Annotated in this window: 19 protein-coding genes and 1 tRNA gene; 14 read left to right on the top strand and 6 right to left on the bottom strand. The window is 61.6% G+C overall.

The annotated features are described in order from the left end of the window. Positions 1 to 74: 74 nt before the first annotated feature. Together I5P96_RS10285 and I5P96_RS10280 are read left to right on the top strand one after the other, a co-directional pair. Positions 75 to 150: transfer RNA gene (locus I5P96_RS10285), tRNA-Ala, on the top strand. Positions 151 to 367: 217 nt separating this feature from the next. Continuing rightward, a complete protein-coding gene (locus I5P96_RS10280; protein WP_223381966.1) occupies positions 368 to 871 on the top strand; it encodes a hypothetical protein in 504 nt (167 codons plus the stop codon). A gap of 165 nt (positions 872 to 1,036) precedes the next feature. Here I5P96_RS10280 and tsaD read toward each other — a convergent pair whose 3' ends face one another. The 3 genes from tsaD to I5P96_RS10265 all read right to left on the bottom strand — a co-directional run bounded on the left by tsaD (position 1,037) and on the right by I5P96_RS10265 (position 5,037). Next, positions 1,037 to 2,044: a tRNA (adenosine(37)-N6)-threonylcarbamoyltransferase complex transferase subunit TsaD gene (gene tsaD, locus I5P96_RS10275; RefSeq protein WP_097792682.1), complete on the bottom strand. Its 1,008-nt coding sequence runs from the start codon at positions 2,042 to 2,044 to the stop codon at positions 1,037 to 1,039. A 4-nt stretch (positions 2,045 to 2,048) separates the two neighbouring features. Continuing rightward, positions 2,049 to 4,616 carry a DNA polymerase I gene (gene polA / locus I5P96_RS10270; protein WP_223381965.1) on the bottom strand — a complete coding sequence of 856 codons (2,568 nt, stop codon included), beginning with the start codon at positions 4,614 to 4,616 and terminating at the stop codon, positions 2,049 to 2,051. 232 nt (positions 4,617 to 4,848) lie between these two features. After that, complete coding sequence (locus I5P96_RS10265) at positions 4,849 to 5,037, bottom strand: ferredoxin (protein ID WP_223381963.1); 189 nt, start codon at positions 5,035 to 5,037, stop codon at positions 4,849 to 4,851. Positions 5,038 to 5,158: 121 nt separating this feature from the next. Between I5P96_RS10265 and I5P96_RS10260 the strand changes: the two genes are divergently transcribed. Beyond that, positions 5,159 to 5,500, top strand: a complete 342-nt coding sequence (locus tag I5P96_RS10260) for an arsenate reductase family protein (protein ID WP_207685532.1) — start codon at positions 5,159 to 5,161, stop codon at positions 5,498 to 5,500. A gap of 111 nt (positions 5,501 to 5,611) precedes the next feature. Beyond that, a complete protein-coding gene (locus I5P96_RS10255) occupies positions 5,612 to 6,538 on the top strand; it encodes an Ice-structuring protein (protein ID WP_223381961.1) in 927 nt (308 codons plus the stop codon). Positions 6,539 to 6,642: 104 nt separating this feature from the next. Here I5P96_RS10255 and I5P96_RS10250 read toward each other — a convergent pair whose 3' ends face one another. The 3 genes from I5P96_RS10250 to aroF all read right to left on the bottom strand — a co-directional run bounded on the left by I5P96_RS10250 (position 6,643) and on the right by aroF (position 9,264). Beyond that, entirely contained in the window at positions 6,643 to 7,740 is a 1,098-nt protein-coding gene (locus I5P96_RS10250) for an FAD:protein FMN transferase (RefSeq protein WP_223381959.1), read from the bottom strand. Then, positions 7,737 to 8,159 (bottom strand): DUF3783 domain-containing protein, encoded by a 423-nt coding sequence (locus I5P96_RS10245; protein WP_223381957.1) that lies wholly within the window; start codon positions 8,157 to 8,159, stop codon positions 7,737 to 7,739. The genes I5P96_RS10250 and I5P96_RS10245 overlap by 4 nt, the downstream gene beginning before the upstream one ends. A 91-nt stretch (positions 8,160 to 8,250) precedes the next feature. Further along, on the bottom strand, positions 8,251 to 9,264 hold the full coding sequence (aroF, locus tag I5P96_RS10240) for a 3-deoxy-7-phosphoheptulonate synthase (RefSeq protein ID WP_097792675.1): 1,014 nt from the start codon (positions 9,262 to 9,264) through the stop codon (positions 8,251 to 8,253). 331 nt (positions 9,265 to 9,595) lie between these two features. On the opposite strand from aroF, the gene ybaK reads away from it, so the two are divergent. The 10 genes from ybaK (at position 9,596) to purB (ending at position 23,682) form a co-directional block, all read left to right on the top strand. Continuing rightward, complete coding sequence (gene ybaK / locus I5P96_RS10235) at positions 9,596 to 10,078, top strand: Cys-tRNA(Pro) deacylase (protein WP_118551669.1); 483 nt, start codon at positions 9,596 to 9,598, stop codon at positions 10,076 to 10,078. A gap of 684 nt (positions 10,079 to 10,762) precedes the next feature. Beyond that, positions 10,763 to 11,263: a 5-(carboxyamino)imidazole ribonucleotide mutase gene (purE, locus tag I5P96_RS10230; RefSeq protein ID WP_223381955.1), complete on the top strand. Its 501-nt coding sequence runs from the start codon at positions 10,763 to 10,765 to the stop codon at positions 11,261 to 11,263. Beyond that, a complete protein-coding gene (gene purF / locus I5P96_RS10225) occupies positions 11,263 to 12,741 on the top strand; it encodes an amidophosphoribosyltransferase (protein WP_097792671.1) in 1,479 nt (492 codons plus the stop codon). Before purE ends, purF begins: the two co-directional genes overlap by 1 nt. Positions 12,742 to 12,745: 4 nt before the next feature. Then, positions 12,746 to 13,792 (top strand): phosphoribosylformylglycinamidine cyclo-ligase, encoded by a 1,047-nt coding sequence (gene purM, locus I5P96_RS10220; RefSeq protein ID WP_223381953.1) that lies wholly within the window; start codon positions 12,746 to 12,748, stop codon positions 13,790 to 13,792. Then, the gene (gene purN, locus I5P96_RS10215; protein ID WP_097792669.1) at positions 13,786 to 14,382 is read left to right on the top strand and encodes a phosphoribosylglycinamide formyltransferase; all 597 of its coding nucleotides are present in this window, start codon (positions 13,786 to 13,788) and stop codon (positions 14,380 to 14,382) included. Before purM ends, purN begins: the two co-directional genes overlap by 7 nt. A 156-nt stretch (positions 14,383 to 14,538) precedes the next feature. Next, the gene (locus tag I5P96_RS10210) at positions 14,539 to 15,333 is read left to right on the top strand and encodes an IMP cyclohydrolase (RefSeq protein WP_097792668.1); all 795 of its coding nucleotides are present in this window, start codon (positions 14,539 to 14,541) and stop codon (positions 15,331 to 15,333) included. A 13-nt stretch (positions 15,334 to 15,346) separates the two neighbouring features. After that, entirely contained in the window at positions 15,347 to 16,528 is a 1,182-nt protein-coding gene (locus tag I5P96_RS10205; RefSeq protein ID WP_097792667.1) for a phosphoribosylaminoimidazolecarboxamide formyltransferase, read from the top strand. Between the two features lie 295 nt (positions 16,529 to 16,823). Continuing rightward, entirely contained in the window at positions 16,824 to 18,125 is a 1,302-nt protein-coding gene (gene purD / locus I5P96_RS10200) for a phosphoribosylamine--glycine ligase (RefSeq protein WP_223381951.1), read from the top strand. 281 nt (positions 18,126 to 18,406) lie between these two features. Then, entirely contained in the window at positions 18,407 to 22,102 is a 3,696-nt protein-coding gene (locus I5P96_RS10195; protein ID WP_223381949.1) for a phosphoribosylformylglycinamidine synthase, read from the top strand. A 134-nt stretch (positions 22,103 to 22,236) separates the two neighbouring features. Next, entirely contained in the window at positions 22,237 to 23,682 is a 1,446-nt protein-coding gene (gene purB, locus I5P96_RS10190) for an adenylosuccinate lyase (protein ID WP_223381947.1), read from the top strand. The last annotated feature ends 88 nt before the right edge of the window (positions 23,683 to 23,770 follow it).

Genomic DNA, 23,770 nt, shown 5'->3' with positions numbered 1-23,770 from the left:
TGAAAAAAGAAGTTGACAAATCTCTCCATTGCTGGTATAATAACTCACGTCGCAAGACACGAAACCAAACATGTGGGGGATTAGCTCAGCTGGGAGAGCGCTTGCATGGCATGCAAGAGGTCAGCGGTTCGATCCCGCTATTCTCCACCAAAAAAGCACTGTACTTCGTAGGAAGTATGGTGCTTTTCTTTTTGCTGAAGCCGATTTTTTGGGGCTGCATTGCTTCGCTTGCACCATTTTCAGGCTTTTGCAGGCGGTCGAGTTACGCCCCCGCGATTCCGCGCGATGGAGCAATCTGCTCTTCTATGGAACGGCGGCTTGTAAAAAATCATGATTTATGGTAGGATATTCTTAAAGAAGAAAGCGGGTGAACCGATACAACAGCAGCTTGCTGGATGCAAACCTCACGTATTCAGGCAGCAGCTATGATGATTTGAACGAGGCATATATTATCTTCATCACCGAAAACGATGTGTTAAAGGCTGGATTGCCAATCTACCACATTCATCGCATGGTGGAAGAAACAGGTGCTGTTTTCAATGACCAGTCACATATCATCTATGTGAACTCGCAGATCAAGGATGAATCTGCGCTTGGAAAACTGATGCACGATTTTTTCTGTACCGATGCAAAGGATATGTTCTATCCGGTGCTTGCAGAGCGAGTACAATACTTTAAGCAAGATGCGAAAGGAGTGGCAACTATGTGCAGAGCAATGGAAGAAATGCGGAATGAAACGGTTCGAGAACGGAATATTGAAATTGCAAAGACAATGTTGGCTTCTAAGAAATTGAGCTACGAAGATATTGCTTTGTTCTCTGGGTTGACGGTTGACGAAGTTAAATCCTTGGACGCCAAGAAGCCTGCCTGATAACAGGCTGCCGTTCGCAGACAATAAGAAGTCATCGACAAATATCATCGAAACATTCTCAGGGCCGGAATAGGTTCAAAAAACAGCTTACAGCAACAAAAGAGAGGCATCTTCATCTGGGTACAGCACAGACGGAAACGCCTCTCTTTTCGTTTTTGAACGATCTTATTCGTAGTCAATGGGCAGGGTGGGCAGGCCGTTGAGCTCCAGCCCGGCGGTGTGCCCGGCGATGTACTGGTAGTAGCCCTGGGCGGCAATCATTGCGCCGTTGTCGCCGCAGAACTTGAGCTCCGGCAGGTAGACTTTGGCACCCAGCTTCTGTGCGCCGTCGTTGACGAGCTGGCGCAGTCGGCCATTGGCTGCGACGCCGCCCGCCAGGCAGACTTGCTTCGCTCCGGTGTCGGCTGCGGCCAGGAGCAGTTTTTCGGCCAGGATGCCTGCGATGCGCTCCTGAAAGCTGGCGGCAAGGTCGGGCACGTTGACTTCCTCGCCCTTCATCTGGGCCTTGTTCACTTCGTTCAGCACGGCGGTCTTCAGGCCGGAGAAGCTGACGTTGTATTTGCCGTCCACATGGGGCACCGGCAGGCGGTAGGCCTTGGGGTCGCCGGTCTTGGCAGCGTTGGCAACGCTCGGCCCGCCGGGGTAGGGCAGACCCAGCGTCCGCGCCACTTTGTCAAAGGCTTCGCCCGCCGCATCGTCCACGGTGTGGCCGAGGATGTGGTAATGGGTGTAGTCCTGCACTTCCACGATGTGGCTGTGGCCGCCGGAGGCCACCAGGCAGAGGAAGGGCGGCTTGAGCTCTGGATGGGTGAGGTAGAGCGCCGCGATGTGGCCGCGCAGATGATGCACCGGCACCAGCGGCTTGTTGGCCGAGTAGGCCAGCCCTTTGGCGAAGTTCACGCCCACGAGCACGGCCCCGATGAGGCCGGGCGCAAAGGTGACGGCCACGGCGTCCACGTCGTCGATGGTCTTGCCGGCATCCAGCAGGGCCTTTTTCACGGTGGCGCTGATGAACTCGCAGTGGCGGCGGCTGGCAATCTCCGGTACGACGCCGCCATACAGCGCCTGTTCTTTTACGCTGGTGGAGATGACGTTGCTCAGCAGATGTCGGCCATCCTCCACCAGGGCTGCGGCAGTCTCGTCGCAGGTGGATTCGATTCCTAAAACGATCATAGTATCAATGGGCCTCCAGCCAGTTTTTGCCGGTGTGCACGTCGGTGCTCAGGGGTACGGCGTACTGCACACAGCCTTCCATCTCTTCCCGCAGGATGGCGGCGGCCTTTTCGGCCTCGGCCTCCGGTGCCTCCACGATGAGTTCATCGTGGACGGTCAGAATGAGACGGCTCTCCATTTTCTCGTCCCGCAGACGCCGCCAGACCCGCACCATGGCCAGCTTTATGACGTCGGCAGCCGTGCCCTGGATGGGGGTGTTGCGGGCCATCCGCTCGCCGCTGGCCCGGATGTTCCGGTTGGCACTGGTCAGCTCCGGCAGGGCGCGGCGGCGTCCGAACAGGGTGGAGACGTAGCCGCACGCCCGCGCGTCGGCGATGGTCTTATCCATGTAGCCGCTCACCTTGGGGAACGCGGCCAGATAATTTTTGAGGAAGGCGTCCGCTTCTTTGACGGAGACGCCGATGTCCTTCGAGAGGCTGTACGCGCCCTTGCCGTACATGATGCCGAAGTTGATGGCCTTGGCCGAAGAGCGGATGCGGGGCGTGACGGCCTCCAACGGCAGGTTGTAGATCTTGGCGGCGGTGGAGCGGTGGATGTCCTCTCCGCTGCGGAAGGCCTGCTGCATGTGTTCGTCGCCGGTGATGTGGGCGAGGATGCGCAGCTCGATCTGGCTGTAATCGGCATCCACCAGCACACAGCCGGGCTTGGCGATGAAGTAGGCCCGCAGCTGGCTGCCCAGCTCCGTGCGGATGGGGATGTTCTGCAGGTTGGGGTTGTCGGAGGAGAGACGGCCGGTGCGGGCTTCGGTCTGGTTGAAGCGGGTGTGGATGCGGCCATCCTCCGCGATGACCTTCAGCAGGCCCTCCACATAGGTGGAGTTCAGCTTCTGGTAGGCACGGTACTGTAAAATGTCCTCGACCAGCGGGTAATCCCGCAGGGACTCCAGCGTCTCGGCGTCGGTAGACCAGCCGCGCTGGGTCTTTTTGCCGTGGGGCAGACCCATGGTATCGAAGAGCATCTCGCCCAGCTGCTTGGGGCTGTTGGGGTTGAAGCTGGTGCTGTCGGTCTCCATCTGGATGCGGGCCAGCACCTCCGAAAGTTCGCTGCGCATCCGCAGGCCGAACGCCTCAATGCCGTCCCGGTCCACCAGGATGCCGGTGCGGGTCATGTCGGCCAGCACCTGGGCCAGCGGGAACTCGATGTCATTGTACAGCGCATCCTCGTCCCGCGCGGTGATCTCGGCCTTCATCCGGGCAAAAAGGTCGGCCAGCGAACCGGCATCGGGCCAGGCCTCACAGGTGAATGCGGCCTGTGCCTTGTAGCTTGTCAGCAGCTCGGAGACCTGATATTTCGAAGCCGAGGCGTCCAGCAGGTAGGCGGCCAGCTTGCCGTCCCACACGATGCTGCTGCCCCAGCCGCCGTGGGCCATGGCCAGCGCGTAGAGCGGGGCGGAGTCGAAGACGTCCAGCGTCACGGCGGGGTCATCCAGCAGGCGGACCAGCGCGTCGTCCGACAGGGGATAGACGGTGGTGTCCTGCACGGCATACCAGGCTTCCGGTTGAAGCACGACGTTTTTGGTGCCCTGCTTGCCGGTCACTGCAGGCCGCGCGGCCAGCAGGTAATGCCCGGACGGCGTCAGGGGCAGGACGTCCATGGTGCCCTCCACGGCGGGCAGCGTTTCCGGGTCGGCCGCCGGGGCGACGCCATCCAGCCCGAACCGGGGGATGAGGGAGTGGATCTCCAACTCCTGCAGGAGCTTCACGGCAGCGGCCTTGTTGCCCTCGCCCACCTTGTAAGCGCCCTCGGCGGTGTCGATGGGCGCATCGGTGCGGATGGTGCCCAGCAGATGGCTCAGCTCGGCATCGGCCTTGCATTCCAGCAGGTGCTCCCGCTGCTTGGGCTTGATGACCTTGTCGTCGATATTGGCATACACGTTTTCCAGTGTGCCGAACTTCTGCACCAGCGCGAGAGCGGTCTTTTCGCCGATGCCCCGCACACCGGGGATATTGTCGGACGTGTCGCCCATCAGGCTCTTCACCTCGATGAGCTGCCGGGGCTGGATGCCGTATTTTTCCTCAATGGCGGCCACATCCATGGCCACAGTCTTGCTGCGGCCCATGGCGGTGGTGGCCAGCAGGACCGTGGTGCTCTCGCTCACCAGCTGCAGGCTGTCGCGGTCTCCCGTGGCCAGGAAGCAGTCGTCCTTGCGGGCATCGCAGGCTGCGGCCAGGGTGCCCAGGATGTCGTCGGCCTCCCAGCCCTCGGCCGTCACTTCCCGGTAGCCCAGGTCGGCCAGCAGCTCCTTCAGCACCGGCATCTGCTGCGCCAGCTCTTCGGGCATCCCATGGCGGGTGGCTTTGTAGCCATCGTACATCTTGTGGCGGAAGGTGGGGGCTTTGAGGTCGAACGCGACGGCGACCTCGTCCGGGTCGCACTCCTTGAGCAGGGAGAGCAGAATATTCAGAAAACCATAAATGGCGTTGGTATAGCGGCCGTCCTTGGTGGTCAGCAGCTTGATGCCGAAAAAGGCACGGTTCGCGATGCTGTTGCCGTCAATGACCAGTAAACGCATAGGCTTTGATCCTCCGTAACATAATTTCACATCTTATAGTATAGCACAAAGCGGAGGATATCGGAGGATTTTTTGAAAATTTTTGATGTAGCCCCTCTTCGTACAACCTCTCAGTCGAGCCTGCGGCTCGCCAGCTCCCCTGGTAGGGGAGCCTCTGGCGAAGAGGGAAGGCGTTCGGTCCTGCCAAGGCCTCTCCGATTAGGAGAGGCAGCACCGAAGATGCCGGAGAGGGTCACGCCTCGATCTGGATCGCGCTCACCGGGCAGGTCTGGGCAGCGTCCACCGCCTGGGGCACTGCCTCGGCGGGGATCTCACCCAGAAGGGCCACGGCCAGGGTGCCCTCCATCGTGAATACCTCCGGGCAGAGCCCTGCACACTGGGTGCAGCCAATGCAGAGGTCCGGGTCAACGAATGCTTTCATGGAATGCTCCTCCTTCCAATTTGGGATGCTGCTAGTTTTCCCGCCGGGGCGTGGAAATATCCCTATGCTTTTCGGTGCAAGTATGGTACAATAGGCTGAGACTTTCCGGGAGGATGAAACGATGAACATTCAGATCTTCGGCACGAACAAGTGCTTTGATACCAAAAAGGCCCAGCGCTATTTCAAGGAGCGGGGCGTCCGGTTCCAGATGATCGACCTGAAGGAAAAAGGCATGAGCCGAGGCGAATTTGAGAACGTGGCCCGCGCGCTGGGCGGCTGGGAAAAGCTGGTGGACCCGGCGGCGAAGGACAAACAGACCCTTGCGCTGCTGGACGCTCTGGTGGACTGGCAGAAGGAGGACAAGCTGTTCGAGAACCAGCAGCTGTTCAAAACGCCCATCGTCCGCAACGGGCGGCAGGCCACTGTGGGCTATCAGCCCGATGTCTGGAAGAGCTGGGAATAACACGCGCTTTCACAAAAAATCCACGCGCCGGATTTTGCACTTTGGGGCGAATCGTGGTATACTAAAACACAGTGTGGCCCCTACGATATCCAATTAGGAGACGAATAGAATATGAAAACCTATATGACCCCGGAAGAACACGCCCGGCTCCACCGCCGCCGCGCCCGGCAGGCACTGGGCCTGCTGGTGGCGGTGCTGGTGCTGGTGGGTGCTGTGACCGTGGTGCGCGCCGGTGTGCGCACCGTGGCAAACCTGTTCGACGATACCCAGCAACGGCAGGAATATGAGGACAAGATCGAAGGCCTGGTCCTGTTCGACCCCGTTCCCTTTGACGGCATCGAGAACATCGACGACCTGACCCTGCGCGAAGCGGCGGTCTGGGGCTGCGTGTACAGCATCCAGGAGACCCAGGGCGGCTTCGACAACTACAACACCGACCCCGACACCGAGCAGCTGCTGCTTCCCTCGGTGGATGTGGACGCCTATCTGGCCAAGCTCGTGGGCCCCAGCTTCAAGATGACCCACAAGAGCTTTGAGATGGATGATATGACCGTCGAATTTGACGAGACGACCCAGTGCTACAAGATCCCGGTCACGGGCAGCGTGGGCATCTACCGCGCCACCGTCACCCGGCTGTTCAAGAAGGACGGCCTGCTCCATGTCACGGTGGGCTATATCCCCACCCAGAGCGCGGATGACAGCATCCTGAACGCAGCCTCCGATACGCCCACCAAGTATATGGACTATCTGTTCAGCCGCCAGAGCGGCAGCTGGTATCTGACCGGCCTGACCGACAGCGAGACCAAGCCCGAAAGCACCGCGTCGTCGGCTGCCGCTGAGCCGATGCCGCTGGCGGACAGCGAGGTGCAGGACGCCATCCTCGCCACAGCGGGCGACTCCGCTGCTGCCAGCGAAGCAGCTTCCGGGGAAGCAGCCCCCGCTTCGGAGCCTGCCGACAGCACCGCCGCCGAGAGCAACGCAGCCGATGCTGACAGCGCTGCCGCCAGTGAAGCAGCATCGCAGAGCGCGGCAGGGTAAGCACCAAAACCGAATGAGAGAACAACACCCCCGGTCCGGGACGCGGCAAACGTCTCAGGCCGGGGGTGTTGTTCATTTTTCGAAAATCTCAGCAGACCAAAGCCTCATCCGTTGGCCTTTTCATCCCATCCGCTGGATTTGACGATCTGCCCATCGGTGGTGCACCAGAGAGCCTCGACGCCGTCGAGGCTCTCGACGATGGCCTGGCCTTCTTCCAGCGGCATGCAGAACAGGCCGGTGGTCAGGCAGTCGGCGACGCCGGAATCGGGGGCCAGCACACTCACGCCGTCAAAGTAAGCGGCGGGCCAGAGGGTGGCGGGGTCGATGAGGTGGTGGTAGCGCACACCATCGACAAGATAGTAGCGCTGATAGTCGCCGCTGGTGACGAGGGAGAGGTCACTCATTTTGACAGCGGCCACCGAGGAGGAGCTGCCGGTGTAGACGTCCGAAGCGTTCCACGGGTCTTCCACACCGCCGACCCACTGGGAGCCGCCGGGCTTGGTGCCGATGGCCCGCAGATTGCCGCCTACGCTGATGAGAGCGCTGGTCAGGCCGCGGGCCTCGGCAGCCTGGGCGACCATCTCCACGGCGTAGCCTTTGCCCACGCTGCCCACATCCAGAGACATCTCCGGGTCGGTCAGGTAGACCGTTCGGGCGGCGTCGTCGATGACGAGGTCGTGGATGTCGCAGTGCTGGGCGGCAGCATCCAGCTCGTCCTGCGTGGGCAGCTGGTTGTTGCTGTCGTCGGTGTCGGCGAGGGCAGCTTCACGGTAATTGTGCCAGATGTTGAGCACACTGCCCATGGCGATGTTCAGCTTGCCGTCGGTGGTGTCGTACATGGTCTGGGCCAGCTCCAGCATCCCCAGGATCTTGTCGTCCACGGTCACGGGGGCGAGGCCGGCGTTGTCGTTGATGGTCTTGACGTTGGTGACGCCGTCGTAGTCGTTGTAGATGTCGTAGAGCTTGTGATATTCCAGCAGGTCGGTGTGGAGAGCGTCCATCTGAGCGGCGAACTCCTCCTCGCTGTCGCAGTAGGCGATGACCTGGGTCACGGTGTCAAAGGCGTCATAGAACACGGTGGAGTAGCGCTGCGGGCCGTCGGCGATGCTGCTGGAAGCGCCGGACGAAGCGGCACGGCCGCAGCCGGCCAGCAGGCTCAGGCAGAGCGCGGCAGACAGGAAAACAGACAGGATGCGTTTCATGCGTGGGCGGTCTCCTTTGCAGCGGTGAAGGCGGTGTGCTCCTCCTGCAGATGGGCCAGCAGGTTGCCGAAGACCCAGTTCTTGTTGGAGGGGGTCACGAGGGCTTTGAGCGGGATATTCACCTGAGCCTGCTTCATGAGATCGAGCAGGGTGTCCACGTCTTTGTCCTTGAAGTTGGCGAGGACAAGGGCCGACGGGTAGGCGTTCGGGTCCAGCACCAGAGTGCGGGGCGCTTTGGTCTCTACTTCACCCAGCAGCTGGGCGACGGTCTTGCCTGCATCGGCGGGGGAGACGAGGAGGAGCTTCATGCCAAAGGCAGGGGCCATGCCCTCCAGGATGCCGCGGTCGGCGGCGGACAGATTCCAGCCCAGTGCCAGCGGGATGCCAGCGTTCTGGTTGCGTGCGATATGTGCTTTCATATAGAAACCTCTTTCAAAAAGATACCTTAGTATACCACAATTCCGGGCAAAGAAAAAGCGCCCTTGCGAAAAGAGCGCTTTTTCAAACCGTTCAGTTCATTTTTTTGCCGAAGAACTCGACCTCTTTGTTGATGAACTGCATCAGCTCATCGAACTGGTCGGGGGTCAGGCTCTGGGCACCGTCGCACTTGGCCTTGGCGGGGTTGTTGTGGACCTCGATCATCAGGCCGTCGGCCCCGGCTGCTACGGCAGCCTTGGCCAGCTCCGGCACCATCCAGGCGTGGCCGCAGGCGTGGCTGGGGTCTACGATGACCGGCAGGTGGGTCATCTTGTGGAGCATGACCACACCGGCCAGATCCAGCGTGTTGCGCATACTGGTCTCAAAGGTGCGGATGCCGCGCTCGCAGAGAATGACGTTCTCGTTGCCCTCGGCCATGATGTACTCGGCGCTCATCACGAACTCTTCCAGCGTGTTGGCAAGACCGCGCTTGAGCAGGACGGGCTTTTTCTGGCGGCCCACGGCCTTGAGCAGCTCAAAGTTCTGCATGTTGCGGGCACCGACCTGAATGAGGTCCACGTTCTCGAACAGGGGCAGATGCTCGGTGTTCATGATCTCGGTGACGATGGGGGCACCGGTGGCGCGGCGGGCCAGCTTGAGCAGGTCCAGACCTTCGCTCCGCATCCCCTGGAAGGAGTACGGAGAGGTGCGGGGCTTGAACGCGCCGCCGCGCAGCAGGGAAGCACCGGCGTCCTTCACGCGCTGGGCGCAGTAGGTGATCTGCTCTTCGCTCTCAATGCTGCACGGGCCTGCGATGACCGCGAAATTGCCGCCGCCGATCTTCACGCCGTTCACGTCGATGATGCTGTCGTCCGGGTGGAACTTGCGGTTGGCCTTCTTGTAGGGCTCGGATACGCGGCGGCAGGTCTCGACGACGGGGTTGGCCAGCACCCAGCTCTCGGCAATGGCTTTGGTGTCGCCGATGAGGCCGAGGATGTGGGTGTCGCTGCCCTTGGAGTCGTTGATCTGCAGGCCCATGCCCTCCAGCTCGCGGCAGAATTCGTGGACCTGTGCGTCGGGGGCGTTCTGTTTCAGTACGATGATCATGGTGGTATCTCCTTTACCTTCTCACACGGTTTTGGGAACGGCACAGGAGACCGGCTCCGTTGCCGCGGCTTGTTTTATCAAACTTCAGTTTCCTGAAGCGTGAGCTTATCATATCACTTCAGTTTCCTGAAGTCAAGAGGCTTTTTGATATTTTTTGGGAAAAGTGGTAGAATAGACGGGAAGGAATCCTTCGTACAACCTCTCCGTCCATGCTACGCATTGCCACCTCTCCTACCAGGAGAGCTGTCGAGCGCAAGCGAGACGGAGAGGCTGTACAAAAACGGGGTTCCTCTGAATGATAGAGTACAGAAAACAAAAAGGACGATAGAGTATGGGAAAAGAAGCAAAAACCAACGCGATGCGGATTTTGGAGCGGGCCAAGGTGGCCTATACGGCGCATGAGTATCCCCACGAGGAGGGCGTGGCCGTGGACGGCATCCATGTGGCCCAGAGCCTGGGCGAGGACCCGGCCTGCGTGTACAAGACACTGGTGACGCAGGGGGCCAGCCGGAATTATTTCGTCTTTGTCATCCCGGTGGCGGCGGAGCTGGACCTGAAGGCAGCGGCCCGTAGCGTGGGCGAAAAGAGCGTCGCCATGATCCATGTGGCCGACATCAACAAAGTCACCGGCTATGTGCGCGGCGGCTGCAGCCCGGTGGGCATGAAAAAGCAGTACACCACCGTGTTCGACGAGAGCGTTCTCGCGCAGGAGAAGGTCTATGTCTCCGGCGGCCGCATCGGTACGCAGGTCTGCTGCGCACCGGCCGACCTCATCAAGGCGGCACGGGCCACGACGGCGCGGATTATTTTTTAAGAAACCCTCTCAGCCGCCTGTGGCGGCAGCTCCCCCATAGGGGGAGCCATTGGCAGACCGGGCAGGTTTGCACGTTGTCGCCTTACGGCTCCCACGCAGCAGGGCCTTGTTCTCATTGGCAGCAGCTGCCAGCCTGAACAGCGAGGCCCGTCGCCTTCCGGCAGGATGAGCCTGCGCGGTCAGTAGAGCCAAAACCGGCTCGCCAGTGGCTCTCCCTTTGGGAGAGCTGTCGAGCGCAAGCGAGACTGAGAGGGTTTGTCCCCCCCCTAAAATATATTCCACAAATAAGTCATACTTAAAAAGAAAATGAGTGTCGAAACTGCACAAAACTTTTGAAAGTTTTTTGGAGCAAGAGAACACAAGGGAGAATTTGCCCAAACACCCTTTGCAAAGCGGATTTTTTGCCGTAAACTGTATGTATCAGAAGGACGGTGCGGCGCAGAGCGCACCGTTCCAGAGGATGGAACAGGGAATCCCCGCAGAGAATTTGGAGGAATACGGAATGCTGGAACTGCTGCTTGGAACCATTCGCCGTCTGTGTGCGACTGGATACCAGGGCATCCGTGTAACCTCATGCGGGCGTGTTCTGCACAGACCGTAGGATCAAAAGGCCGTGGTGTAGCTGCATCACAGCCTTTTTTGTTTGCACGGAGTCTGGAAAGAGAGAAAGAGAGGCTCGGAAATATGATTCGTAAAGTTGCTGTGATCATGGGTTCGGACAGCGATTGGCCGGTGGTGAAGGGGGCCTGCGCCCAGCTCAAGGCGCTGGACATCCCGTTCGAGGCGCATATCCTGTCGGCGCACCGCACCCCGGCGGAGGCGGCAGAGTTTGCCCGGAACGCGAAGGCCAACGGCTTCGGCGTCATCCTGTGCGCCGCCGGCATGGCGGCCCATCTGGCCGGTGCCTTTGCGGCCAACACCACGCTGCCGGTCATCGGCATCCCGATGAAGGGCGGCGCAATGGATGGCATGGACGCACTGCTGGCCACGGTGCAGATGCCCAGCGGCATCCCGGTGGCCACCGTGGCGCTGAACGGTGCCAAGAACGCCGCCTGGCTGGCGGCGGAGATCCTGGCCCTCAGCGACGATGCGCTGGCCGGGAAGCTGGACGCTGAGCGCGCTGCCATGGCGCAGCAGATCGCGGCCAAGGAACAGAAACTTCAGAAAGAAATTGAGGAACTTTAATGTCTGATTTTGCATATCCGCTGCATGAAGAGTGCGGTGTGTTCGGCATCTATGACCGTGCTGGGACCGAGGATGTGGCAGCCGCAGCCTACTCGGCTCTGTACGCTTTGCAGCACCGCGGCCAGGAGAGCTGCGGCATCGCCGTCAACGACGATGGCGTCATCACCGGCCACCGGGATCTCGGCCTGGTGAACGAGGTGTTCACCCCGGCGGTGCTGGCGTCGGTGTCCAGCCCCACGGCCCACATGGCCACCGGCCATGTCCGCTATGCCACCGCCGGGAGCCGGGTGCGGGCCAACGCCCAGCCCATGATCGTCCGGCATGGCCGGGGCACGATGGCCCTGTGCCACAACGGCAACCTGACCAACGCGCTGGAGCTTCGCCGCCAGCTGGAAAACGAGGGTGCCATCTTCCACGGCTCCTCCGATACCGAGGTCATCTGCTACCTCGTCACCCGCAACCGGCTGCGGATGGGCAGCATCGAGACGGCCATCAGCAAGACGATGGATGTGCTGGAAGGAGCTTACAGCCTCGTCATAATGTCGGCCACCAAGCTCATCGCGGTGCGTGACCCGCGCGGCTACCGGCCTCTGTGCATCGGTACGCTGCCCGGCGGCGGCTACGTCTTCGCCAGCGAGAGCTGTGCGCTGGATGCGGCCGGTGCTTCGCTTCTGCGGGATGTGGAGCCCGGCGAGATCGTCGTGGCCGACACCCGCACCGGCGAGCTGCGCAGCATCAAGGATCACTGCGGCCGGAAGGACACCCAGATGTGCGTCTTCGAGTACATCTACTTCTCCCGCCCGGACAGCATCATCGAGGGCAGCTCGGTCCACGAGGCCCGCAAGCAGGCAGGCCGCTTCCTGGCGCAGGAGCACCCCGTGGAGGCCGATGTGGTCATCGGTGTGCCGGACTCCGGCCTCGACGCCGCCCTCGGCTACTCCGAGGAGAGCGGCATCCCCTACGGCATCGGCTTCATCAAGAACAAATACATTGGCCGCACCTTTATCCAGGGCAGCCAGAAGCAGCGCGAGAACAGTGTGCGCATCAAGCTGAACGTCGTGTCCAGCACCGTCAAGGGCAAGCGGGTCGTGCTGGTGGATGACTCCATCGTGCGCGGCACCACCTCTGCCCGCATCATCAAGCTGCTGCGGGACGCCGGTGCAGCGGAGGTCCACTTCCGCGTATCGGCCCCGCCCTTCAAATATCCCTGCTATTTCGGCACCGACATTCCGGACCAGAAGCTGCTGGTTGCCACCGGCCGCACCGTGGAGCAGATCAATGAGGTCATCGGCGCGGATACGCTGGGCTACCTGTCCACAGACCATGTGGTCCGGCTGGCAAAGAACGCTTCATGCGGCTTCTGCACCGCCTGCTTCACCGGAGAATATGCCGTCAAGCCCGACGAGGTGCTTTCGACCGATATTCATGAACGCCACCTGAACGACCGTCCCAAGGACGCAAAAAAGTTAGGAGAGTAAGACCATGGAAAAGAGCTATTCGGAAAGCTACGCAGCAGCCGGTGTGGATATCACCGCCGGTTATCGTTCCGTTGAACTGATGAAGCAGTATGTCGCCCGCACCATGAACGAGCACTGCATCGGCGGTCTGGGCGGATTCGGCGGCCTGTTTGAGCTGGACTGCACCGGTTACAAGCACCCGGTCCTCATCTCCGGCACCGACGGCGTCGGCACCAAGCTGAAGCTGGCCATGCTCCTGAACAAGCATGACACCATCGGCATCGACTGCGTGGCCATGTGCGTCAACGACGTCATCTGCGCCGGTGCCAAGCCGCTGGTCTTTCTGGACTACATCGCCTGCGGCCGCAACATCCCGGAGAAGATCGCAGAGATCGTCAAGGGCGTGGCCGAGGGCTGCGTCCAGGCCGACTGCTCTCTGGTGGGCGGCGAGACGGCCGAGCATCCGGGCATGATGCCGGAGGACGAGTACGACCTGGCCGGTTTCACCGTGGGCGTCGTGGACAAGGAGAAGATCCTGAGCAACGAGACCATGAAGCCCGGCGATGTCATCCTGGCCCTGCCCTCCACGGGTGTGCACTCCAACGGTTTCTCGCTGGTGCGCAAGATCTTTGATATCGACAACGACCCCGATGTCCTGAAGACGGCTCCCGCAGAGCTGGGCGGCAAGACGCTGGGCGAGGCACTGCTGGCCCCCACTAAGATCTACGTCAAGCCGGTGCTCAAGGTGCTGGAAGAGGTGGATGTCAAGGGCATCTCCCACATCACCGGCGGCGGCTTCTATGAGAATATCCCCCGCAGCCTGAAGAAGGGCTGCTGCGCCCGCATCCGCAAGGCGGACGTCCGCACCCCGGCGCTCTTCCACCTGATGGAGAAGGTGGGCAGCATCTCCGAGCACGATATGTTCAACACCTTCAACATGGGCGTCGGCATGGTGCTGACCGTCCCCGCGGAGCAGGCTGACAAGGCGCTGGCCATCCTCCACGCAAACGGTGAGCCGGAAGCCTATCGGCTGGGCGTCATCGCAGAGGGCGAGGGGGTCGAACTGTGCTGAACATCGCCGTGTTAGTGTCCGGCGGCGGCACCAATCTGCAGGCCCTGCTGGACAGCGAAGCCCGTGGAGAGAACCCCAACGGCAAAATCACCCTCGTCGTGGCCTCCAAGCCCGGCGTCTATGCGCTGGAACGGGCCGCGAAAGCTGGGGTGGAGGGCTGCGTCGTCCGCCGCAAGGATTACCCGAACAGCGAAGAGTTCGACGCCGCTCTGCTGGATACATTGAAAAGCCACCACATCGACCTCGTGGTGCTGGCCGGATTCCTGTCCGTGCTGGGGCCCAGCGTCATTGCGGCCTACCCGCGCCGCATCCTGAACGTCCACCCGGCCCTCATTCCGTCCTTCTGCGGGCCCGGCATGTATGGCCTGCGCCCCCACGAGGCGGCGCTGGCCCGCGGCTGCAAGGTGACCGGTGCGACCGTCCACTTCGTCAATGAGGAGTGCGACGGCGGGCCCATCCTGTTGCAGAAGGCCGTGGACATCCTGCCCGGCGACACCCCCGAAGTGCTGCAGAAGCGGGTGATGGAGCAGGCCGAGTGGAAGCTGCTGCCCAGGGCTGTGGCCATGGTGTGCAGCGGAGAGATTCAGTAAAAGAACCCTCTCCGTCCTTGCTGGCGCAATGCCACCTCTCCCGAAGGGCGAGGTCTTGGCAGAAAGATGAAGTTTGCAAGAACTGCTAAAAGCTCCCCCATCGGGGGAGCTGGCGAGCGAAGCGAGACGGAGAGGGTCTCAATAAAGGAGAACAGTATGGAAAAGATCGACCTGAACGAATATCTGGCCTCCAACGAGTATCCCGGCCGCGGCATCGCAGTGGCCATGGCTCCGGATGGCCGCCAGATGTTCATCGGCTATTTTATCATGGGCCGCAGCGAGAACAGCCGCAACCGCGTGTTTGACCCCATCCCGGAGCGGGGCGGCATCTGCACCGTGGCCGCAGACCCCGATAAGCTGGAAGACCCCAGCCTCATCATCTACAACCCCGTGCTGACCCTGGGCAAGACCCAGATCGTGACCAACGGCGACCAGACCGATACCATCTACGACCTCATGAGCCGGGGAAAGAGCTTTGCAGATGCCCTGCGCACCCGCACCTTTGAGCCGGACGGCCCCAACTACACCCCCCGCATCTCCGCTGTGGTGTATGAGGACGGCAGCTATCAGATGAGCATTTTGAAGTCTGCCGACGGCAACGGCGAGAGCGTCCAGCGCTATTTCTTCGATTATCCGCAGCCCGTTGCAGGCGAGGGCCACTTCATCAGCACCTACAAGCACAACGGTGCCCCCATCCCCAGCTTTGAGGGCGAGCCGCTCCGCTTTGCCTGCCCCCGCACCATCGGCGATTTTGCCCACGGCCTGTGGCAGAACCTGAACCCCGACAATAAGGTCAGCCTGTTTGCCCGCGTCATCGACCTGGATACCGGCGAGACCGGCGACATGATCTTCAACAAATACGACGCCGTGTACGACGACGAGGAAGACCCCGAAGAACCCGCCCTGCTGCCCGAAGAGCTGGAAGCTCTGGCCGCAGAAAGCGCAGAATAAGGAGGAAGTACGGATGAACGAACTGGCACTGAAGTACGGCTGCAACCCCAACCAGAAGCCCAGCCGCATTTATATGGAAGATGGCTCCGACCTGCCCGTGACCGTTCTGAACGGCAAGCCCGGCTACATCAATTTTCTGGATGCGCTCAACTCCATCCAGCTGGTCCAGGAGCTGAAAGCGGCCTGCGGCCAGCCCGCAGCGGCATCCTTCAAGCATGTTTCCCCGGCCGGTGCGGCCCTGGGCCTGCCCCTGACCGAGGTGGAGCGGAAGATGTACCACATCGCCCCGGATCTTGAGCTGTCTCCGCTGGCCTGCGCCTATGCCCGCGCCCGCGGTGCGGACCGGATGTCCTCCTTCGGTGACTGGATCGCCCTGTCGGATGTCTGCGACGTGCCCACCGCAAAGCTCATCCAGCACGAAGTGTCCGACGGCATCATCGCACCGGGCTACGAGCCGGAGGCTCTGGCCATCCTGTCCGGCAAGAAGAAGGGCAACTACAACGTGGTCGCCATCGACCCGGAGTATAAGCCCGCCCCGGTGGAGCACAAGCAGGTGTACGGCATCACCTTCGAGCAGGGCCGCAACGAGCTTGTCATCAACGCCGACACCATGTTGACCAACTGGGTCACCGAGAACAAGACCGTCTCGGAGGAGCAGAAGCGCGACCTCGTCATCGCTCTCATCACCCTGAAATACACCCAGTCCAACAGCGTCTGCTATACCTACAACGGCCAGACCATCGGCGTGGGTGCCGGCCAGCAGAGCCGCATCCACTGCACCCGTCTGGCGGGCCAGAAGGCCGACAACTGGCAGCTGCGCCACATGGACAAGGTGCTGAACCTGCCCTTCCGTGATGATGTCTCCAAGCCCAACCGCGACAATGCCATTGATGTCTACATCGGCGATACGCCCGAAGATGTCATCGGCGACGATGTCTGGGCCGAGACCTTCACCGAGCAGCCTGCTCCGCTGACCGCCGAGGAAAAGAAGGAGTATCTGCGCCATGTCACCGGCGTTTCGCTGGGCTCGGATGCGTTCTTCCCGTTTGGCGACAACATCGAGCGCGCCCGCCGTTCCGGCGTGACCGCCATCGTCCAGCCCGGCGGCTCCATCCGCGACCAGCAGGTCATCGACACCTGCAACAAGTACGACATCGCGATGGCCTTCTGCGGCATCCGGCTGTTCCATCACTGACCCTCTCAGGCGCTTCGCGCCAGCTCCCCCAAAGTGGGAGCCTTTGGCAGGACGATAGAGAGAATGCTGGACAGATAAGGCCCGATGTTCCGGAAGCTATTGGGCTCCGCTGCTTCGAAAAGCAGCAGCTTGCCTGAGCGGCAAGACCCACATCTTTATGGCGGGTCGAACCCAGGCAGTCAGCAGGGCCAGAACCGACTCGCCAGTGCCTCACACTTTGGGGGAGGTGGCATCGCGTGAGCGATGACGGAGAGGGGAGGATGTGGATGGAACACGAGAGTTTAGGAGATAGAATATGGCTAAAAAAATATTAGTCGTTGGCGGCGGCGGACGTGAGCACGCCATCATCAAGGCATTGAAGAAGAGCCCGGACTGCGGCGAGATCTGGTGCGCACCCGGCAACGGCGGCATCAGCTATGACGCCAAGTGCAAGAACATCAAGGCCACCGATGTGAACACCATGGTCGCGTTTGCAGCGGAGGAACAGTTCGATTACGTCGTCGTCGCGCAGGACGACCCGCTGGCTTTGGGCATGGTCGATGCGCTGGCGGCGGTCGGCATCCCGGCCTTTGGCCCGGACAAGGCAGCGGCCCGCATCGAGGCTTCCAAGGTCTTCTCCAAAGACCTGATGAAGAAATACGGCATCCCCACCGCCAGGTATGAGACGTTTGACGACCCGGCTAAGGTCATGGACTACATCCGGGCCGAGGGCAAGTATCCCGTCGTCATCAAGGCAGATGGTCTGGCTCTGGGCAAGGGTGTGCTCATTTGTGAGAACGAGCAGCAGGCCGCCGACGGCGTGAAGGAGATCATGCTGGACAAGAAGTTCGGCGCTTCCGGCAACCATGTCGTGGTCGAAGAGTTTCTCACCGGCCCGGAGGTCAGTGTGCTGAGCTTCACCGACGGCAAGGTGGTCAAGCCCATGGTGTCCAGCATGGACCACAAGCGGGCCAACGACCACGATACCGGCCTGAACACCGGCGGCATGGGCACCGTGGCCCCGAACCCCTACTACACCCCGGCCATCGCTGCCGAGTGCATGGAGAAGATTTTCCTGCCCACCATCCGGGCCATGAACGCCGAGGGCTGCCCCTTCAAGGGCTGCCTCTACTTCGGCCTCATGCTCACCCCGGACGGCCCGAAGGTCATCGAGTACAACTGCCGCTTCGGCGATCCGGAAACGCAGGTCGTGCTGCCGCTGCTGGAGAGCGACCTGCTGCAGATCATGACGGCCTGCACCAATGGTACACTGGCCGACACCGAGGTCCGGTTCTCCGACGGTGCCGCCGCCTGTGTCATCCTGGCTTCCGGCGGCTATCCCGTCCAGTATGAAAAGGGCAAGCCCATCTCCGGCCTGACTAACGGCCAGCTGGCAGGGGAGGAGAACATCACCGTCTACCACTCCGGCACGGCCATCACCGAGGATGGCACCCTCGTCACCAACGGAGGCCGTGTGCTGGGCGTCACCGCTACGGCACCCCGGCTGACCGCCGCCGTCACCCAGGCTTATGCGGCAGCCGAGAAGATCTCCTTCGAAAAGCTGCACAAGCGGACGGATATCGGTCTGCGGGCCCTGAAGGCGATCGCAGAAGGGTAAGCCCTCTCAGGCGCTTGCGCGCCAGCTCTCCCGGAGGGAGAGCCATTGGCATATCGGGCAGGTCTGCGCGTTGTCGCCGGTGGCTCTCATGCAGCGGGGCCCTGTCCCGATTGGCAGCAGTTGCTGACCTCTGTCGCGGAGCCCGAACGTTTGGGTTAAATAAAGCGTGATTCATCCAGCAGTTTCAAGACCGTCCTGCCAATGCCTCGCCCTTTGGGAGAGGTGGCAGCGCGTCAGCGCTGACGGAGAGGGTGAGTCACTGAAAGAGAGGATAAATTCCTATGGTATATCGTATCTATGTGGAAAAGAAACCCGGCTTCGACGTGGAAGCCGAGGGCCTGAAGAATGAACTGGTGTCGCTGCTGGGCGTGTCCGACCTGACCGGTCTGCGCCTGCTCAACCGCTACGACGTGGAGGGCATCGACGAGGCACTGTTCCAGCAGTGTGCATCCACCGTGTTCAGCGAGCCGCCGGTGGATGACACCTACGACGCGCTGCCTCAGTTTGAGGGTGTGTCCTTTGCTGTGGAGTATCTGCCCGGCCAGTTCGACCAGCGCGCCGACTCGGCTGCTGAGTGCATCCAGCTCATCAGCCAGGGCGAGCGCCCGCTCGTCCGCTCGGCCCGCGTCTATCTGCTGCAGGGCAGCCTGACCGAGGAGCAGGTGGAGGAGATCAAGAAGTATGTCATCAACCCGGTGGAGGCCCGCGAGGCAAGCCTGGAAAAGAAGGATACCCTGAAGATGGAGTACCCCATCCCCAGCTCCGTGGCGGTGCTGGACGGCTTCAACGAGTTGGACGAAGAGGGCCTGAAGAAGTTCATCGAGGAAAAGGGTCTGGCCATGGACCTGGGCGATATCCGGTTCTGCCAGGACTATTTCCGTGGTGAGCATCGGGACCCCACCATCACCGAGATCCGGATGATCGACACCTACTGGTCTGACCACTGCCGCCACACCACCTTCGGCACCATTCTGGACGATGTGCAGATCGACGATGCTGTGGTGCAGGAGGCCTTTGACCGCTACATGGCCATGCGCGAGGATCTGGGCCGCACCAAGAAGCCCCGCTGCATGATGGACCTGGCCACCATCGGTGCCAAGGAGCTGAAGAAGCAGGGCATCCTGAAGAACCTCGACGAGTCCGAGGAGATCAACGCCTGCACCGTCAAGATCAAGTGCGACGTCAACGGCAAAGATGAGGACTGGCTGTTCCTCTTCAAGAACGAGACCCACAACCACCCCACTGAGATCGAGCCGTTCGGCGGCGCAGCCACCTGCATCGGCGGTGCCATCCGCGACCCGCTGTCCGGCCGCAGCTACGTCTATCAGGCCATGCGCGTGACCGGTGCGGGCGACCCGCTCAAGCCCGTCAGCGAGACGCTGCCCGGCAAGCTGCCCCAGCGCAAGCTGGTGACGACCGCTGCCGCCGGTTACTCTTCCTACGGCAACCAGATCGGCCTTGCCACCGGCCAGGTCGATGAGATCTACCACCCCGGCTATGTGGCCAAGCGGATGGAGATCGGCGCCGTCGTGGGCGCGACCCCCGCTTCCCACGTCCGCCGCGAGTGCCCGGCTCCCGGCGACGTCATCGTCCTGCTGGGCGGCCGCACCGGCCGCGACGGCATCGGCGGTGCCACCGGCTCTTCCAAGGCCCACAATCTGGGCAGCCTCGACCACTGCGGTGCCGAGGTCCAGAAGGGCAATGCCCCCATCGAGCGCAAGCTCCAGCGTCTGTTCCGCCGCGAGGACGCCTGCAAGATGATCAAGCGCTGCAACGACTTTGGTGCGGGCGGCGTTTCCGTTGCCATCGGCGAGCTGGCCGACGGCCTGTACATCGACCTGAACAAGGTCACCAAGAAGTATGACGGTCTGGACGGCACCGAGCTGGCCATCAGCGAGAGCCAGGAGCGCATGGCCGTGGCCCTTGCCCCGGAGGATGTGGATAAGTTTATCGCCATCGCCACCGAGGAGAACCTCGAAGCAACTCCCGTGGCCAAAGTCACCGAGGAAAAGCGCCTGAACATGGTGTGGAACGGGGTGTCCATCGTCAACATCAGCCGCGAGTTCCTGAACTCCAACGGTGCAGAGAAGCACCAGAACGTCCATGTGGAGCAGGGCACCGTTTGGCAGCCCCAGTGGTCCGGCATCACCTTCGCCCAGAAGATGAAGAACATGGTGGGCGACCTGAACGTGTGCAGCAAGAAGGGCCTGTCCGAGCGGTTCGACTCCACCATCGGTGCCGCCACCGTCCTGATGCCCTTCGGCGGCGCACACCAGCTGACCCCGCAGAACGCCATGGTGGCAAAGCTGCCCGTGGACGGCGAGACCACCACCTGCTCCGGTATGGCATGGGGCTACAACCCCTACCTGATGAGCGCCAACCAGTATGTGGGTGCCCGGATGGCGGTGGTCGAGAGCGTGACCAAGCTGGTCGCCTCCGGCTTCCGCTATGAGGATGCCTACCTGACCTTCCAGGAATACTTCGAGCGCCTGGGCTCCAAGCCGGAGCGCTGGGGCAAGCCGCTGGCCGCTCTGCTGGGCGCACTGGATGCCCAGATGGGCCTTGGCATCGCCTCCATCGGCGGCAAGGACAGCATGTCCGGCTCTTTTGAGCAGCTGGATGTGCCGCCCACGCTCGTCTCCTTCGCGACGGCCATCGGCAAGGCCGGCCGGGTGATCTCGACCGAGTTCAAGAAGCCGGAAAGCACCGTCGTGCTGGTGCGGCCCATTCTGGACCCGGAGACCGGCTGCCCCAACTTCTTCTCGCTGAAGGCCAACTACAAGATGGTCGAGCAGCTCATCGAAGAGGGCATGGTCGCAGCTGCCTGCTCGGTGGGCTACGGCGGTCTGGCTGAGGCTCTGTTCAAGATGGGTCTGGGCAACCGCATCGGCTTCAAGATGATGGCCGACAAGACCACGGCGGAGATGTTTGCGCCCATGTATGGCTCCATCGTGCTGGAAATGGTGTCCGATTCGCCTGCCGGTGAGCTGCTGGGCGAGACCACCAAGGACTACACCTTCGAGTGCTGCGGCGAAACGCTGGATATGGCCGAGCTGCAGGAGATCTGGGAGTCCAAGCTGGAGCCGGTCTACCCCTACCGCAAGGCCGGTGCCAATGTGGACAAGATCAACGGCCAACTGGAAGCTCCCGCCGCTGCGCCCAAGATCGGCGTGGCCAAGCCGAAGGTCATCATCCCGGTCTTCCCCGGCACCAACTGCGAGTACGACACCGCCCATGCCTTTGCGCGCGCCGGTGCCGACCCGGAGATCCTGGTCATCCGCAACCTGACCCCGGCGGACGTCACCGCCAGCTGTGAAGCACTGGTCAAGGCCATCGGCGAGAGCCAGATCGTCATGCTGCCGGGCGGCTTCTCCGGCGGCGACGAGCCGGACGGCAGTGCCAAGTTCATCGCCTCCTTCTTCCGCAACCCCGCTGTCACCGAGGCAGTGCGTGAGCTGCTGCAGAAGCGCGACGGCCTGATGCTGGGCATCTGCAACGGCTTCCAGGCCCTCATCAAGCTGGGTCTGGTGCCCTACGGCGATATCCGCCCCATCACAAGCTATGACCCGACCCTGACCTTCAACACCATCGGCCGCCATCAGAGCATGCTGGTCCGCACCCGCATTGCCTCCACCGGCAGCCCCTGGCTGAGCAACTGTGCTGTGGGCGATGAGCACACCGTGGCCATCAGCCACGGCGAGGGCCGCTTTGTGGCTCCGCAGAACGTGCTGGACGAGCTGGTCCGGAACGGCCAGGTCGCCACGCAGTATGTGGATCTGGACGGCCAGCCCACCATGGATCAGCGCTACAACCCCAACGGCTCGCTCCTCGCCATCGAGGGCATCACCAGCCCGGATGGCCGTGTCTTCGGCAAGATGGGCCACTCCGAGCGCAGCGGCGAGTACCTGTACAAGAACGTCACGGGTGATAAGTACCAGCCGATCTTTGAGGGCGGCGTAGACTATTTCAAGATTTGATGGTATGATATAAGAAAACTCCCCCAGCCGCCTGCGGCGACAGCCCCCTCTGGGAGGGGGCCAAAAGGCTCCCTCGTTGAGGGAGCTGGCACGTGAAGCGTGACTGAGGGAGTTGTTTTCAGGAGGAAACCTTAATGTCTCAGCATGACCGCTATATCAGCCCGTTTTCCACCCGTTACTCCTCCGATGAGATGCAGTACATCTTCTCGGATGACAACAAGTTCCGCACCTGGCGCCGTCTGTGGGTGGCGCTGGCCCGCGCAGAGATGAAGCAGGGCCTGACCAACATCACACCCGAAATGGTGGAGGAGCTGGAAGCCCATGTGGACGATATCAACTACGATGTCGCCATTGCCCGCGAGAAGCTGGTCCGCCACGACGTCATGAGCCATGTCTACGCCTACGGCCAGCAGTGCCCCAAGGCGGCAGGCATCATCCATCTGGGTGCGACCAGCTGCTACGTCGGCGACAACACCGACATTATCGTGATGCGTCAGGGTCTGGAGCTCATCCGCAAAAAGCTCATCGGTGTACTGGCCAAGCTGGCCCGTTTTGCCGAGGAGTACAAGGACATGCCCTGCATGGCCTACACCCACTGCCAGCCCGCTCAGCCCACCACCGTGGGCAAGCGCGCGACCCTGTGGGCCAATGAGCTGGTGATGGACCTGCAGGAGATCGACCATCGTCTGGCTGTGCTGCAGCTGCGCGGCGTCAAGGGCACCACCGGCACCCAGGCTTCCTTTATGGAGCTGTTCAAGGGCGACGCGGATAAGATCCGTGCCGTGGATGCTTCCATTGCCGAGGAGATGGGCTTCGACTCCGAAGCCGTCATCCCGGTCTCCGGCCAGACTTACAGCCGCAAGGTGGATTCCTTCATCCTCAACGCGCTGGCCGGCATTGCCCAGAGCTGCATGAAGTTCGCCACCGACCTGCGCCTGCTGGCCAACTTCAAGGAGATGGAAGAGCCGTTCGAGAAGAACCAGATCGGTTCCTCTGCCATGCCGTACAAGCGCAACCCCATGCGCTGCGAGCGCATCTGCGCACTGAGCCGCTATCTGATGGTGGACGTGCTGAACCCCAGCTTCACTACCGGCACCCAGTGGTTCGAGCGCACCCTCGACGACAGCGCCAACAAGCGCGTTGCCATGGCCGAGGGCTTCCTGGCGGCAGACGCTATCCTGAACATCATGCTGAACGTCACCGACGGCATCGTGGTCTACCCCAAGGTCGTCCGCAGCCGTCTGATGGCGGAGCTGTCCTTCATGGCCAGCGAGAACATCATGATGCAGGCCGTGGAAAAGGGCGGAAACCGTCAGGAGCTGCACGAGCGCCTGCGCCAGCATGCCATTGCCGCGGGCAAGCAGGTCAAGGAAGAGGGCCTGCCCAACGATATGGTGGACCGCATCGCCGCAGACCCTGCCTTTGGCCTGACCAAAGAGGAGATCGTGGCCGGTCTGGTGCCCGAAAACTTTGTGGGCCGCGCTCCCCAGCAGGTGGAGGAGTTCATCGCCCACATCCTCAAGCCCATCTTTGACGCCAACCCCGATGCGATCGAGCAGCATGCTTCGTTGAGCGTGTAAAAGCAGGCGGGCTGTTCTGCCGCCTTCCGGCAAAATGGAAGACTGCGCGAAGAAGCGTGGAATAAGATTTGCTGCGCCTTGCTGTTTT

This window comes from Faecalibacterium prausnitzii (assembly GCF_019967995.1).
Taxonomy (GTDB): Bacteria; Bacillota; Clostridia; order Oscillospirales; family Ruminococcaceae; genus Faecalibacterium; species Faecalibacterium prausnitzii_E.
The sequence above is the reverse complement of the archived record's forward strand: the minus strand, read 5'-3'. Positions and strand labels throughout refer to the sequence as shown.

Bases quoted from the DNA above. Each gene is read 5' to 3' on its own strand.
- tsaD (WP_097792682.1), bottom strand. From the start codon at position 2,044: ATGATCGTTTTAGGAATCGAATCCACCTGCGACGAGACTGCCGCAGCC.
- polA (WP_223381965.1), bottom strand. From the start codon at position 4,616: ATGCGTTTACTGGTCATTGACGGCAACAGCATCGCGAACCGTGCCTTT.
- I5P96_RS10265 (WP_223381963.1), bottom strand. From the start codon at position 5,037: ATGAAAGCATTCGTTGACCCGGACCTCTGCATTGGCTGCACCCAGTGT.
- I5P96_RS10260 (WP_207685532.1), top strand. From the start codon at position 5,159: ATGAACATTCAGATCTTCGGCACGAACAAGTGCTTTGATACCAAAAAG.
- I5P96_RS10255 (WP_223381961.1), top strand. From the start codon at position 5,612: ATGAAAACCTATATGACCCCGGAAGAACACGCCCGGCTCCACCGCCGC.
- I5P96_RS10250 (WP_223381959.1), bottom strand. From the start codon at position 7,740: ATGAAACGCATCCTGTCTGTTTTCCTGTCTGCCGCGCTCTGCCTGAGC.
- I5P96_RS10245 (WP_223381957.1), bottom strand. From the start codon at position 8,159: ATGAAAGCACATATCGCACGCAACCAGAACGCTGGCATCCCGCTGGCA.
- aroF (WP_097792675.1), bottom strand. From the start codon at position 9,264: ATGATCATCGTACTGAAACAGAACGCCCCCGACGCACAGGTCCACGAA.
- ybaK (WP_118551669.1), top strand. From the start codon at position 9,596: ATGGGAAAAGAAGCAAAAACCAACGCGATGCGGATTTTGGAGCGGGCC.
- purE (WP_223381955.1), top strand. From the start codon at position 10,763: ATGATTCGTAAAGTTGCTGTGATCATGGGTTCGGACAGCGATTGGCCG.
- purF (WP_097792671.1), top strand. From the start codon at position 11,263: ATGTCTGATTTTGCATATCCGCTGCATGAAGAGTGCGGTGTGTTCGGC.
- purM (WP_223381953.1), top strand. From the start codon at position 12,746: ATGGAAAAGAGCTATTCGGAAAGCTACGCAGCAGCCGGTGTGGATATC.
- I5P96_RS10210 (WP_097792668.1), top strand. From the start codon at position 14,539: ATGGAAAAGATCGACCTGAACGAATATCTGGCCTCCAACGAGTATCCC.
- I5P96_RS10205 (WP_097792667.1), top strand. From the start codon at position 15,347: ATGAACGAACTGGCACTGAAGTACGGCTGCAACCCCAACCAGAAGCCC.
- purD (WP_223381951.1), top strand. From the start codon at position 16,824: ATGGCTAAAAAAATATTAGTCGTTGGCGGCGGCGGACGTGAGCACGCC.
- I5P96_RS10195 (WP_223381949.1), top strand. From the start codon at position 18,407: ATGGTATATCGTATCTATGTGGAAAAGAAACCCGGCTTCGACGTGGAA.
- purB (WP_223381947.1), top strand. From the start codon at position 22,237: ATGTCTCAGCATGACCGCTATATCAGCCCGTTTTCCACCCGTTACTCC.